This is a genomic window from Streptomyces durocortorensis (assembly GCF_031760065.1).
GTDB lineage: Bacteria > Actinomycetota > Actinomycetes > Streptomycetales > Streptomycetaceae > Streptomyces.
Genome location: NZ_CP134500.1, coordinates 3633927 through 3646688, shown reverse-complemented (window position 1 = coordinate 3646688; position 12762 = coordinate 3633927). Strand labels below are relative to the sequence as shown.

Here is a 12762-nt window from a genome sequence, read left to right as displayed (position 1 = left end):
GCGTGCGCTCATTCAGCGGCCGAGCCGTCCCCGGACCATGCCGACCAGGCCGTTGACCTCTTCGATGCGCATCTTCTTCGCGGCGACGAAGAAGACGGCCATCAGGAGGACACCGCCGCAGATCAGTGCGGCCAGCGAGCCGAGCGCGCCGTTGCCGAGGAGTTCGAGGATCGCGAAGCCGATGCCGCCGCCGATCAGGGCCGCGGGCACCGCGGCCATGCAGAGGCGGGCGTAGGTCCGCACGATGTGCGCCCCGTCCAGATCGCCGCCCAGCCGGGTGCGCAGCCGGCGCCAGGCGACGCCCACGCCGACCGCGTAGGCCAGTCCGTAGGAGAAGGCCATGCCCACGACGGCCCAACGGGCGGGCAGGACGACGTAACAGAGGGCGGAGGCCGCTGCGTTGACGGCGGCCACGATGACGGTGTTGTAGAACGGGGTGCGGGTGTCCTCGTAGGCGTAGAACCCGCGGAGCACGACGTACTGCACGGAGTACGGGATCAGACCGAGGGCGAACGCCATGAGGATGAAGCCCATGGAACGGGCCGCTTCGGCGCCGCTGGACGCGTAGAGCAGGGTGCACATCGGCAGGCCGAGCGCGAGGAACGTGAAGGCCACCGGCACGATGGCGACAGCCGAGTTGCGCAGCCCCTGCGAGATGTCGTCTCGGACCGCACCGGGGTCGTTGTCGTGGGCGGCACGGGAGATCCGGGGAAGCAGTGCGGCCATGACGGAGACGGTGATGATGGCCTGGGGCATGCCCCAGATCAGCTGGGCGTTGGAGTAGGCCAGGAACCCGGTGCCGTCCTTGCCGGAGAGCTTGCCCGCGGCCGTGGCGAGCTGGGTGACCACCAGCACGCCCGCCTGGTTGGCCAGGACGAACAGGACCGTCCACTTGGCCAGCTTGACGGTCTTGCCGAGCCCGTGGCCCTTCCAGTCGAATCGGGGGCGGAAGCGGAAGCCGGTCTCGCGCAGGTAGGGGATCATCGCCAGCGACTGGACGACGAGACCGAGCAGGGTGCCGATGCCCAGCAGCCGGATGCCCTCCGGCGGGATGGTGTCGACGCCCATCCGGGACTCGGCGGAGGTGCCGTAGACCCAGATGAAGAGCCCGAACGTGATGATCATGACGATGTTGTTGAGGACCGGCGTCCACATCATCGCGCCGAACTTGCCGCGAGCGTTGAGGATCTGACCCATCACCACGTGCACACCCATGAAGAAGATGGTGGGCAGGCAGTACCGGGCGAAGGTCACGGCGACGCTGTTGGCGGCCACGTCGTCGGCGATCGTGTTGGACATCAGCTGGATCAGCACCGGTGCGACGAGGACCGCGACGGCGACGATCAGGCCGAGCGCGATCATCACCAGGGTCAGCAGGCGGTTCGCGAAGGCTTCACCGCCATCCTCGTCGTCCTTCATGGCACGGACGAGCTGAGGGACGAAGACCGAGTTGAGGCCGCCGCCGACGGTGAGGATGTAGATCATCGTCGGCAGGGTGTACGCGATGGTGAAGCTGTCGCCGAGCAGTGCGGCGCCGAGTGCGGCGGTGATCACCAGGGACCGGACGAATCCGGTGAGCCGGGAGACAAGCGTGCCCGCCGCCATGACCGCGCTGGACTTGAGGAGACCGGATACCTTGCCGCCGCCCTTGGCGGGCGCGGGTGCGGGAGCAGGCTCGGGCGGGCCCGCAGGCTTGCCCGACCCCTCCTGGTCCCGGAAGAGATGGGCGAACGCGTCCGGCTCCTGGCGGTCGTCCGACGCCTGGGTGACCAGGTCGTCGACGCCGACGAACTGCGTGGTCGCCGGCCGGTCGCCATAGGGGAGGTGCCGGGAGGGGCCCGCGGGCTCGGGCGGCGGGGTCTGGGCCCAGATGCGCGGGTCGGGGGCGTGCGGGGCGGCGGGCGGCTGCTGGTAGAGCGGCCCCGGCTCCTGGTAGGTGCCGGGAGGCGGCGGCGGGTGCGCGGCGCGGTCGTACAGCGCCTCGCCCACCGGGTCCTGGGCGGCCAGGCCGTGGGCGCGGTAGGGGTCGTCCTCGTAGGCGTGCTGGAGGTACGGGTCAGGCTCCACCGAGCCGTCCCAGCCCGCGTCCGGAGGAACCGGAGGCTCGCCCGGAGCAGCCGCTCCGCCCACGCCCTGCCCGCGGTCACCGTCGTACGGCGCGTTCATCGAAACCCCTACCTCATCGTCCCCGGCCGACCGGCCACGACAGACATCGCTCAACGGTCCACTTTCTCACCCGTCCCCGACGGGGCCCCGCTTTCCGGACCGGTGTCCGGGGTCGGGTCACTCGGCTGCTCGGGTTCGTCGCCGTTGCCGTTCGCCGTGTCGCTTGCCACGGCGCGCTTGCGGTGGCTGTACATCCGCACGCCTGCCAGCACCAGGAGCAGCAGGCCGCCGGCGATCACGAGCAGCACGGTGGGCGTCACCTCGGAGACCTTCACGGTGAAGGTCATCTCCTCGCCGTACGGGGTGCCGTCCTCCGTGTAGAGCCGGGCGGTGACCTGGGCCCGGCCGTTGGCGCTGGTCGCCGTGTCGAACTTCACCGACTGGCTGTGCCCGCCCGCGATGCTGACCGGCAGCTCGGCCTTGTTCCCGTCGTCGTTGAACTTGAGCCGGATGTTGTCCGAGGTCAGCCGGAGAACCAGCCGGTCGACGCCCTGCACCAGCTTGTTCTGGACCGTCACCGGGATCGTCGCGCTGCGCCCGGAGAGGGTCACGTCCGACTTCTCGATGAGCTGGACCTCGTTGGTGAGGCTTTGGAGATAGTCGCGGACCGCGTCCCGGTACTGCTGCGCCTCCAGGGACCGGCCCCGCCAGGACGTCGACATCGAGCGGTTGACCGCGTTGCCGAAGGGCGTCACCACGCGCTCGGGCTGCGTGAGGATGGTCTGGAAGCCGTCGAGGGAGCCCTGGGTGGCCCGGATGTCCTGAAACGCCTGAGTGGGCAGCTCCTGCTCGCGGAGCTTCTTCGGGTACGCGGAGGCCCGCGGGATCCTGGTGGTGACCCGCGGGTCAGGCTTCTCATCGGAGGCGGCGACCAGGTCGGACGGCTGCGTCCAGCGGTTGCCCGACAAGCCCTCCAGAGCGCGGGCCATCGTCTGGGCCTGGGCGGTGGTGGGCATCCGGGGCGGCGCCACGACGATGCTGCGCTCGTTGTCGGGGACCTGCTCGGTGAGCGTCAGGGTGTGGGCGAGGAACTTCTGGACCGCGAGGGTGGACGTGTTCGCCCTCGACATGTCCCGGTCGAACGCGGTCGACAGCCGGACGTCGGCGACGACCGCGGTGGTCCCGCCGCCGATCGGCCGGGCCGCGGTCGGGGTGTACGGGAGCTGCCCGGCCTCCCGGAAGCTGTCGCTGCGGGCGATGACGTTGTGGGCACCGGCCGAGGTCGCCACATCGACGATCGAGGGGTCCACAGCGCCGTTCACGGGCCAGGCGAAGTCGGTGGACGGTTTCACGTGGAGGATGGTCTCCACCGTGGTGGCGGCCACCGTGGAAGCGTTCTGCAGATGGCTGAGCGTGCCGGAGACGGTCTTGCCCCGGTGTGCGATGGAGGCCAGATCCGGGTCGGCGAACGGCAGCGCGATCACCTTGCCGTCCTCCACCACCTTCTCCAGGGCGGTGATCCACTGTCTCGCGGAGGCCTGGTTCCTGCCCGGGACGGTCGTGTCCCCGGACTGGACCTCGTACCGCCCGGCCATCGCGGCGACGCTCGCCAACAGGTCCGGGTCGATCACCCAGGTCACGGGCAGCCGACTGCCCAGGGCCACCATCCGCTCCAGCCGGCCGCCGGGCGCGATCTCCTTGGCCAGGTCGTCGTCGGTGAAGACGGGTGTCTGCTGTTCGTCCGAGCGGGTCTCCGCCGTCACATGGGGGGACGCGATCAGCGGCCAGAGGAAGGTGAGCTTGGTCCTGCTGTCGCTCGCCTCGGGCTGCCAGGGCAGGAACGAGCGCTCGATGCCCAGCACCTGCTCGTAGGGGGCGGTGCCGGTACGGCCGGAGACCGAGACACCGAGCTGGTAGACGCCCGGGTCGTCCAGGCCCAGCTTGTCCACGGGCACGGAGAGCGTGAAGTCCTGGCTGATCCCCTTGCGGAGCTCGGGGAACTTCACCGTGTACTTTCCGCCGATGGCGGCCGGGTCGACGCCGGGAATGTAGCGGGTGCGCTTGGCGGCGTCGTCGACCTGCCCCCGGCCCGAAAGCCGCGGGCCGACCCGCAGATCGACCTCGGCGTCGTCGATCGTCTCCTTGCCCCGGTTGGTCAGCGTCCCGGAGACGGTCAGCGTGTCGTCCTCCGTGGGAACGCTCGGCGAGAGCGTGTCGAGAGACACGTCGACCGTACGGGAGCCGGTGGGGGCCTTGGCGGGCTCAGCGGCCCCGGCGGCCGGTACGGTCAGCAGACCGGCCAGCAGTGGTGCTCCGAGCACCACGGAGGCCGTGCGCCGCAGCCACCGGCGGGCAGGAGAGGGACGCGTCCCCTGGAAGTCTGCCGCCTCGGCCACGCGCCTACCCGTCCCTTGTCGTCGTCAGGTTCTGTCGGTCGTTGTCGGTCCTGCGTCCCCGCATGGTAACGAGGAGCGCCGGGCCGAAGTGCTGGGGTCCGTGCCACATGATCGCGGGTCTCCCGCAGGGTCCGGGTAAACGATGACGCCCCGGCCGGTCCGTGCACGTACCCTTTTCTGTTGTGCCGAACGCCAACGAAGAGAACGCCAGTGCACTGAGCCAGGTGCAGCACCGCGCGGTGAGTGAGCTGCTGCGGGTGTCCCCGGTCGCCGACGACCTCGCCCGCAGATTTCAGCAGGCCGGATTCGGTCTTGCGCTGGTCGGCGGCTCTGTCCGCGACGCGCTGCTCGGCAGGCTCGGGAACGACCTGGACTTCACCACCGATGCCCGCCCCGAGGACGTACTCAGGATCGTCCGCCCCTGGGCCGACTCGGTGTGGGAGGTCGGGATCGCCTTCGGCACCGTCGGCTCCCAGAAGGACGGCTACCAGATCGAGGTCACGACCTACCGGTCGGAGGCGTACGACAGGACCTCGCGCAAGCCGGAGGTCTCCTACGGCGACTCCATCGAGGACGACCTCGTGCGCCGTGACTTCACGGTCAACGCGATGGCCGTGGCGCTGCCGCAGAAGGAGTTCATCGATCCGCACGGCGGACTGAAGGACTTGGCCGAGCGGGTGCTGCGTACCCCGGGAACGGCTGAGGAGTCCTTCTCCGACGACCCGCTGCGCATGCTGCGCGCCGCCCGGTTCGCCGCGCAGCTGGACTTCGAGGTCGCCCCCGACGTGGTGACCGCGATGACGGAGATGGCCGCACGGATCGAGATCGTCTCCGCCGAGCGGGTCCGTGAGGAGCTCAACAAGCTGCTGCTCTCCCAGCACCCCCGCAAGGGACTGGGCCTCCTGGTCGACACCGGGCTGGCCGGGCACGTGCTGCCCGAGCTTCCCGCGCTGCGGCTGGAGAGTGATGAGCATCACCGTCACAAGGACGTCTACGAGCACTCGCTGACCGTCCTGGAGCAGGCGATCGGCCTGGAGGAGGACGGCCCCGACCTCGTGCTGCGGCTTGCCGCCCTGCTCCACGACATCGGCAAGCCGAGGACCCGCCGCTTCGAGAAGGACGGCCGGGTCTCCTTCCACCACCATGAGGTGGTCGGCGCGAAGATGACCAAGAAGCGCCTGACCGAGCTCAAGTACTCCAACGAGCTGGTCAAGGACGTGTCGAAGCTGGTGGAGCTCCACCTTCGCTTCCACGGGTACGGGGACGGGGAATGGACCGACTCCGCCGTGCGCCGGTATGTGCGGGATGCGGGACACCTCCTCGACCGTCTCCATAAGCTGACCCGATCGGACTGCACGACCCGCAACAAGCGCAAGGCGAACGCGCTCTCCCGCACCTATGACGGGCTGGAGGAGCGCATCGCCCTGTTGCAGGAGCAGGAAGAGCTCGACTCCATCCGCCCCGACCTGGACGGCAACGAGATCATGCAGATCCTCGATGTCGGCCCCGGGCCGGTGATCGGCAAGGCGTACGCGTTCCTGCTGGAGCTGCGGCTGGAGAACGGCCCCATGGGGCGGGACGCCGCGGTGGCGGCTCTCAAGGAATGGTGGGCAAAGCAGGGCTGAGCCCGGCGGTGCGATGTTTCACGTGAAACATCGCACCGCCCGTTGTGCCGAGGGGTGGTGTTTCACGTGAAACACCACCCCTCGGCACAGGTGTGAGCGATTACTGCCTTGCGCCGGAGTGCCGCCAGCGGAACATGGCCACCGCGACGACCGCGTACAGCGCGGCCACCACTGCCAGCACAGCGACGGACCTGCCGTCCGGAGGCAGCATCAGGGCCGCCACCCCCGCCGCGCCCACGAACGCGACATTGAAGAGCACGTCGTAGAGAGAGAAGATCCGGCCGCGGAAGGAGTCGTCGACCGAGGTCTGTACGACGGTGTCCGTCGCGATCTTCGAGCCTTGCGTCACGATGCCGAGAACGAACGCGGCGATCAGCATCGGGAGCGGGGCGAAGGAGAGGCCCAGGGTGGGCACCAGGATCGCCGCGGCCCCGGCGCAGGCCACGATCCACCCGTACCGTCCGAGCCGGCCCACGGCCCAGGGGGTGACGACGGCGGCGATGAAGAACCCCGCACCGGAGACCCCGACTGCCAGGCCGAGCAGGGCCAGCCCGTCGGACTCCGTCTCCGACCAGGCATAGCGGCACAGCATGAGCACCATCACGGTGAGCGCGCCGTAGCAGAAGCGGATCACGGTCATGGCGGTCAGCGCCCGGGCGGCGTGAGTGCGCTGCGCCAGATGGCCCAGTCCGGCGACGAGCCCGCGTGCCGTGACCAGCAGAGCGGTCCGTAGCCGCAAAGCGGTCCCGTCGGTGTCGGGCCCCAGCAGGCCGCGCGGCAGGCTCAGTGAGGCCAGCGCGGACAGCAGGTAGAGCATCGCCCCCAGCAGGACGACCGCCGCGTCGGACTCGTCGGCCACCAGCCGCACGGCGAAGGCCAGGCCCCCGCCCGCGGTGGCGGCCAGGGTGCCGGCGGTCGGGGAGAGCGAGTTGGCGACGACGAGCCGGTCGGCGTCCACCACCCGGGGCAAGGCAGCGGAAAGACCGGCCAGGACGAAGCGGTTGACGGCGGTGACGCAGAGGGCCGAGGCGTAGAAGAGCCAGTCGGGCACCGCAGCGAGGATCAGCAGGGCCGTACAGCAGGCCAGGGCGGCCCGCAGGAGGTTCCCGTACAGGAAGACCTGACGGCGCGACCAGCGGTCCAGGAGTACCCCGGCGAACGGGCCGATGAGGGAGTACGGCAGAAGGAGCACCGCCATCGCCGAGGCGATGGCGGCGGCCGAGGTCTGCTTCTCCGGGGAGAAGACGACGTACGCGGCGAGAGCGACCTGGTAGACGCCGTCGGCGCACTGGGAGAGGAGCCGCACGGTGAGAAGGCGCCGGAAGTTCCGAAGGCGCAGCAGCAGGCGCAGATCACGCGCGACAGACATGGGAGCAAGCGTCACACACGTCGGGGGTCCGCGGGCGGATTGCCCGGGGACCCCCGACGTGCGGCAGGAAGAGGTGAGCGTCGCCGCTCAGAGCTCCGGTGAGGCTGTCAGCCGAGACGGCCGTTTCAGCGCTCGGTCTCGCCCTTGATGAACTTCTCGACGTTCTCGCGGGCCTCGTCGTCGAAGTACTGGACCGGCGGCGACTTCATGAAGTAGCTCGACGCGGAGAGAATCGGGCCGCCGATACCGCGGTCCTTGGCGATCTTCGCCGCGCGGACGGCGTCGATGATGACACCGGCCGAGTTCGGGGAGTCCCACACCTCAAGCTTGTACTCCAGGTTCAGCGGAACGTCACCGAAGGCGCGGCCTTCGAGGCGTACGTACGCCCACTTGCGGTCGTCCAGCCAGGCCACGTAGTCCGAGGGGCCGATGTGGACGTTGCCCTCACCGAGCTCACGGTCGCGGATCTGCGAGGTGACGGCCTGCGTCTTGGAGATCTTCTTGGACTCCAGGCGCTCACGCTCAAGCATGTTCTTGAAGTCCATGTTGCCGCCGACGTTCAGCTGCATCGTGCGGTCCAGGATGACACCCCGGTCCTCGAAGAGCTTCGCCATCACGCGGTGCGTGATGGTGGCGCCCACCTGGGACTTGATGTCGTCGCCGACGATCGGGACACCGGCCTCGGTGAACTTGTCCGCCCACTCCTTGGTACCGGCGATGAAGACCGGGAGAGCGTTGACGAACGCGACCTTGGCGTCGATGGCGCACTGCGCGTAGAACTTCGCAGCGACCTCGGAACCGACGGGCAGGTAGCAGACGAGGACGTCGACCTGCTTGTCCTTGAGGACCTGGACGACGTCGACCGGGGCGTCCGCGGACTCCTCGATCGTCTCGCGGTAGTACTTGCCCAGACCGTCGTGGGTGTGGCCGCGCTGGACGGTCACGCCCGTGTTCGGCACGTCCGCGATCTTGATGGTGTTGTTCTCGCTGGCGCCGATGGCGTCCGCGAGGTCGAGGCCGACCTTCTTCGCGTCGACGTCGAAGGCGGCGACGAACTCGACGTCACTGACGTGGTACTCGCCGAACTGGACGTGCATCAGACCGGGCACCTTGCCGGCCGGATCGGCGTCCTTGTAGTACTCGACGCCCTGCACCAGCGAGGCGGCGCAGTTGCCCACGCCTACGATGGCTACGCGAACCGAACCCATTCCGGTTGCTCCCTGTGTAATCGGTGTTTCCGATGAAGACCCCGCGGAGTGCGGTGACTTCACTTGGCGGTGTCGTCGGACGGATCCGGCGGGGTGGTGTCCCGGCGCCGGGGCAGGCCGCCCGTCTCTCCTGGTGTGTCCTGCTGAGCGGAGTCCTCGGGTGTGGATCGTCGCCGATCCCGTCCCGATCGCTCGCTCTCGATGAGCTCGTTCAGCCAGCGCACTTCGCGCTCCACGGACTCCATGCCGTGCCGCTGCAGCTCAAGTGTGTAGTCGTCGAGTCGTTCACGAGTGCGGGCGAGGGAGGCGCGCATCTTCTCCAGACGCTCCTCCAGCCTGCTGCGCCGGCCTTCGAGCACCCGCATCCGCACCTCGCGTTCGGTCTGCCCGAAGAAGGCGAAGCGGGCTGCGAAGTGCTCGTCCTCCCAGGCGTCCGGACCGGTGTGGGACAGCAGTTCCTCGAAGTGCTCCTTACCTTCTGCCGTCAACCGGTAGACGATCTTGGCCCGGCGTCCCGTGAGAGAGGAGGCGGGTGCGGGCGTGGTGTCCGTCGGCGCGCCGGCGGGCTCCTCGATCAACCAGCCGCTGGCGACCAGCGTCTTGAGGCAGGGGTAGAGGGTTCCGTAGCTGAAGGCACGGAAGATCCCCAGCGAGGTGTTGAGGCGTTTGCGCAGCTCATAGCCGTGCATCGGCGATTCGCGGAGCAGGCCGAGAACGGCGAACTCCAGGATGCCGGAGCGTCGGCTCACTGTCGCCTCCTCCTTCTCCCGCTGCTGCCGCTGACACGGTCCGCCGGATCCACCGGCGTACTTATGCCGCACTGATGTATCGACTCGATACATCAGCACGATAGATCGGTCCTTCCGGTTCGACAAGGGTGACCTTCGTGAACGGCGTCACATCGTCAATTCGCAGGGATCGACTTGCGTCGTTTGGGGTGAAGTTCGGCCCTAGGTGGGTTTTGACCGTGCGTAGTCTGTGCGGCATGCAGACCACCGGGAACCGCGAGGCGCCTTCGCGCGTCAGTTATCGCGGACTGCCGGATGTACTGCGGATGAGCCTTCCGCAGTGGCTCGTCCGTAATTCGGGGGGACCGGATCTCAACTGCCGCTTCCAGGCGCTCTCGCCTGCCCGAGGAGTAGTCGTTCCATGAGCGAGCACCGTCGCAAATCGCCTCAGCCACAGGGTGGCGGGCGTGCCGCGGCCAGACGAGCCGCCCAGCAGTCGACCGGACGCCGAGGAGCCCCGTCACGCAGGGCAACGTCCGTATCACCTTCCGAATCGCCGTCCGAGTCGTACGGCGAGGAGCGCCAGTACGGCAGCCGCGCCGAGGCCCGCCGAGCGGCTCAGCGGGGCGGCCGGCGCCGGGGCGCGGACGCCGGGGGCCACGGCGCGGGCGGCGGCGGTGGCCGGCGGCGCGGTGGCGGCGGTTCCGAGGGCCCGGGGGGCAGGGGACGCGACAACGGCGGGCCGGGCAAGAAGCGTTTCATCGACTACCCGCGCTACGGGAAGTACGGATTCCGGCGCTGGGTGCCCTCGTGGAAGCTGGTTTCGGGGCTCTGTCTGGGGTTCTTGGGGCTGCTGATGGGTGTGGGGGGTATCTCCTACGCCCTGGTGTCCAAGCCGAACATCAACGAAGCGGCCGAGGCACAGAACAACGTCTACTACTGGGCCGACGGTACCCAGATGGTGGCGACCGGTGGTGTGGTGAACCGCCAGGAGATCAAGTTCGAGCAGATTCCGGTCGCGATGCGCAACGCCGTGATCTCGGCCGAGAACAAGAGCTTCGAGACGGACCGGGGCATCGACCCGGTGGGTATCGGACGTGCGCTGTTCAACATGGCGACCGGTGGTGAGACCCAGGGCGGCTCCACGATCACCCAGCAGTACGTCAAGAACTCCCGGCTCAACCAGGACCAGACGCTCACCCGCAAGTTCAAGGAACTCTTCATCACGCTCAAGGTCGGCGGCGAGATGGAGAAGAACGACGTGATGGCGGGTTACCTCAACGTCTCGTACTACGGACGCGGTGCCTCCGGGCTCCAGGCAGCGGCCCGCACCTACTACGACAAGGACGCCACCGAACTGAACCCGAGCGAGTGCGCCTTCCTGGCGACGCTGCTCAAGGGGGCGAGCTACTACGACCCGGCCGGCGCCCCCGAGATCGACAAGAAGAACGCGACCAAGGAGAAGAACACCAAGCGGGCCATCAGCCGCTGGAAGTGGATCCTCGACGAACAGGTCAAGGACGGGCGCATGTCGGCGGAGGAGCGCGCCAAGTACACGAAGTTCCCCATGCCGAAGGAGCCGCGGAAGGACGCCAAGCTCGGTGGCCAGACCGGCTACCTGGTCGACCTCGCCAAGAACTACTTCCTCGCCAACAACGGCCAGAACATCGACGCCAAGCAGCTGGACCTGGGCGGCTTCGAGATCCACACCACCTTCGACAAGAAGAAGGTGAAGCAGCTCGAAGACGCGGTGAAGAAGGTCTACGACGCCAAGATCCGGCCCGAGGAGCGTCCCGAGACGGACACGCACGTCGAGTTCGGCGGTGCCTCGGTGGATGCGAAGACCGGCGCCATCCTCGCCACGTACGGCGGTCAGGACGCCACCAAGCATTTCACGAACAACGCGGATGCCACCGGTGCCCAGGTCGGCTCGACGTGGAAGCCCTTCGTCCTGGCCGCTGCGATGCAGTACGGGGTACGCGACCCGAACCTCGGCAGGGAACAGAGCAACTCCGAGCGCACCCAGGTCTCACCGGAGAGCATCTACAACGGCGACAACAAGCTGCGGATCAGGGACTACACCGGCAAGGTCTGGCTGAACGAGAACGGCGACGACTGGCTCCAGACGAACGACGGCCAGGCGGACTACGGCGAGATCGATCTGCGGAAGGCCATGGAGCAGTCCGCCAACTCCCCGTTCGTGCAGCTCGGCATGGACGTCGGGACGGACAAGGTCAAGGACGTCGCCGTCGCCGCCGGGCTCAAGGACGACGACTTCATGGCGGATGCCTCCGTCCCGTCGTTCTCCATCGGCACCTCCTCGCCCAGCGCCATCCGCATGGCGGGCGCCTACTCCACCTTCGCCACGAGCGGCCAGCAGAACGACACGTACTCCGTGACCGAGGTCAAGAAGGGCGGCGAGGTGGTCTTCCAGCACAAGAGGAAGCCCAAGCGCGCCTTCAGCCCGGACATCGCCGACAACATCACGGACGTGCTGAAGAACGTCGTGGAGAACGGAACGGGCAAGCCTGCCCGGCTGGAGGGCCGCGAGGCCGCGGGGAAGACGGGTACGACCGACGGCAACCGGTCCGCCTGGTTCGTCGGCTATACCCCGCAGATCTCGACGGCGATCAGCATGTTCCGGCTGGACGACGACGAAACGAACAAGGACCGCGAGTTCGAGGAGATGTTCGGCACCGGTGGCGAGAAGAAGATCCACGGAAACTCGTTCCCGGCCTCCATCTGGCACGACTACATGACCGCGGCGATGAAGGGCAAGAAGGCCATCCCCTTCCCGGAGGCGAAGGACCTGGGCGAGACCGTCTGGGGCGGTGGCGCGGTCAGCCCGAGCCCGACGCCCAGCCCGACGCCGACCCCGACACCGTCCGACGACCCGACGACCCCCACGCCGACGCCGACCACCCCGAGCCCGACGCCGACGCCGAGCAGGACCTGCGGGGTCTTCGACTGGGAGTGCCAGACCGCCGACGGCGGTGCGAATGCCGGCGCGGACGGCGGTGCCAACAACGGCGGCGGTGAGAACGCCGGTACCACCGAGGGCGGTGAGAACGCGGGAGCCGACGGCGGAGGCGCCAACTCCGGCACGACCGACGGCACCGACAACGGCGGCGCCGAAGGAGGAGCCGGTGGCCGTCCGGGCGGGGGCGGCAGCACGATCTGGGGCAACGCCGGATAGCCGGACCGGTCGGCCGGGCTCTCCGGGGCCGACCCACCGCAGCGGCGAGGGCCGTCGTACCCACCCGGTACGGCGGCCCTCGCTGTGTCCCCCGGGCGGGCCTTGCCCCGGGCACAGCCCCGTACGGCAGGATG

The 12762-nt window shown here is 68.7% G+C and carries 7 protein-coding genes; 2 read left to right on the top strand and 5 right to left on the bottom strand.

Going from position 1 to position 12762, the window contains the following annotated elements; all coding sequences use genetic code 11:
• Nucleotides 1-12 precede the first annotated feature (12 nt).
• Both murJ and RI138_RS16055 read right to left on the bottom strand, forming a co-directional pair.
• Nucleotides 13-2166: a murein biosynthesis integral membrane protein MurJ gene (murJ, locus tag RI138_RS16060; protein ID WP_311120484.1), complete on the bottom strand. Its 2154-nt coding sequence runs from the start codon at nucleotides 2164-2166 to the stop codon at nucleotides 13-15.
• Between the two features lie 50 nt (nucleotides 2167-2216).
• Nucleotides 2217-4502, bottom strand: coding sequence for a DUF6049 family protein (locus RI138_RS16055; RefSeq protein WP_311120483.1), 2286 nt, complete (start codon nucleotides 4500-4502; stop codon nucleotides 2217-2219).
• A gap of 182 nt (nucleotides 4503-4684) precedes the next feature.
• Here RI138_RS16055 and RI138_RS16050 point away from each other — a divergent pair, with 182 nt between their 5' ends.
• Nucleotides 4685-6127, top strand: a complete 1443-nt coding sequence (locus tag RI138_RS16050; protein ID WP_311120482.1) for a CCA tRNA nucleotidyltransferase — start codon at nucleotides 4685-4687, stop codon at nucleotides 6125-6127.
• A gap of 100 nt (nucleotides 6128-6227) precedes the next feature.
• Here RI138_RS16050 and RI138_RS16045 read toward each other — a convergent pair whose 3' ends face one another.
• The 3 genes from RI138_RS16045 to RI138_RS16035 form a co-directional block, all read right to left on the bottom strand.
• Nucleotides 6228-7496, bottom strand: coding sequence for an MFS transporter (locus RI138_RS16045; RefSeq protein WP_311120481.1), 1269 nt, complete (start codon nucleotides 7494-7496; stop codon nucleotides 6228-6230).
• A 125-nt stretch (nucleotides 7497-7621) separates the two neighbouring features.
• Nucleotides 7622-8704 (bottom strand): inositol-3-phosphate synthase, encoded by a 1083-nt coding sequence (locus RI138_RS16040; protein WP_096630034.1) that lies wholly within the window; start codon nucleotides 8702-8704, stop codon nucleotides 7622-7624.
• A 59-nt stretch (nucleotides 8705-8763) separates the two neighbouring features.
• Nucleotides 8764-9453 carry a PadR family transcriptional regulator gene (locus tag RI138_RS16035; protein WP_311120480.1) on the bottom strand — a complete coding sequence of 230 codons (690 nt, stop codon included), beginning with the start codon at nucleotides 9451-9453 and terminating at the stop codon, nucleotides 8764-8766.
• 400 nt (nucleotides 9454-9853) lie between these two features.
• Between RI138_RS16035 and RI138_RS16030 the strand changes: the two genes are divergently transcribed.
• On the top strand, nucleotides 9854-12628 hold the full coding sequence (locus RI138_RS16030; RefSeq protein ID WP_311120479.1) for a transglycosylase domain-containing protein: 2775 nt from the start codon (nucleotides 9854-9856) through the stop codon (nucleotides 12626-12628).
• Nucleotides 12629-12762: the final 134 nt, after the last annotated feature.

What these genes read in the sequence shown, in the direction of transcription:
- RI138_RS16045 (WP_311120481.1), bottom strand. Translation starts at nt 7,496, where the DNA reads ATGTCTGTCGCGCGTGATCTGCGCCTGCTGCTGCGCCTTCGGAACTTC.
- murJ (WP_311120484.1), bottom strand. Translation starts at nt 2,166, where the DNA reads ATGAACGCGCCGTACGACGGTGACCGCGGGCAGGGCGTGGGCGGAGCG.
- RI138_RS16030 (WP_311120479.1), top strand. Translation starts at nt 9,854, where the DNA reads ATGAGCGAGCACCGTCGCAAATCGCCTCAGCCACAGGGTGGCGGGCGT.
- RI138_RS16040 (WP_096630034.1), bottom strand. Translation starts at nt 8,704, where the DNA reads ATGGGTTCGGTTCGCGTAGCCATCGTAGGCGTGGGCAACTGCGCCGCC.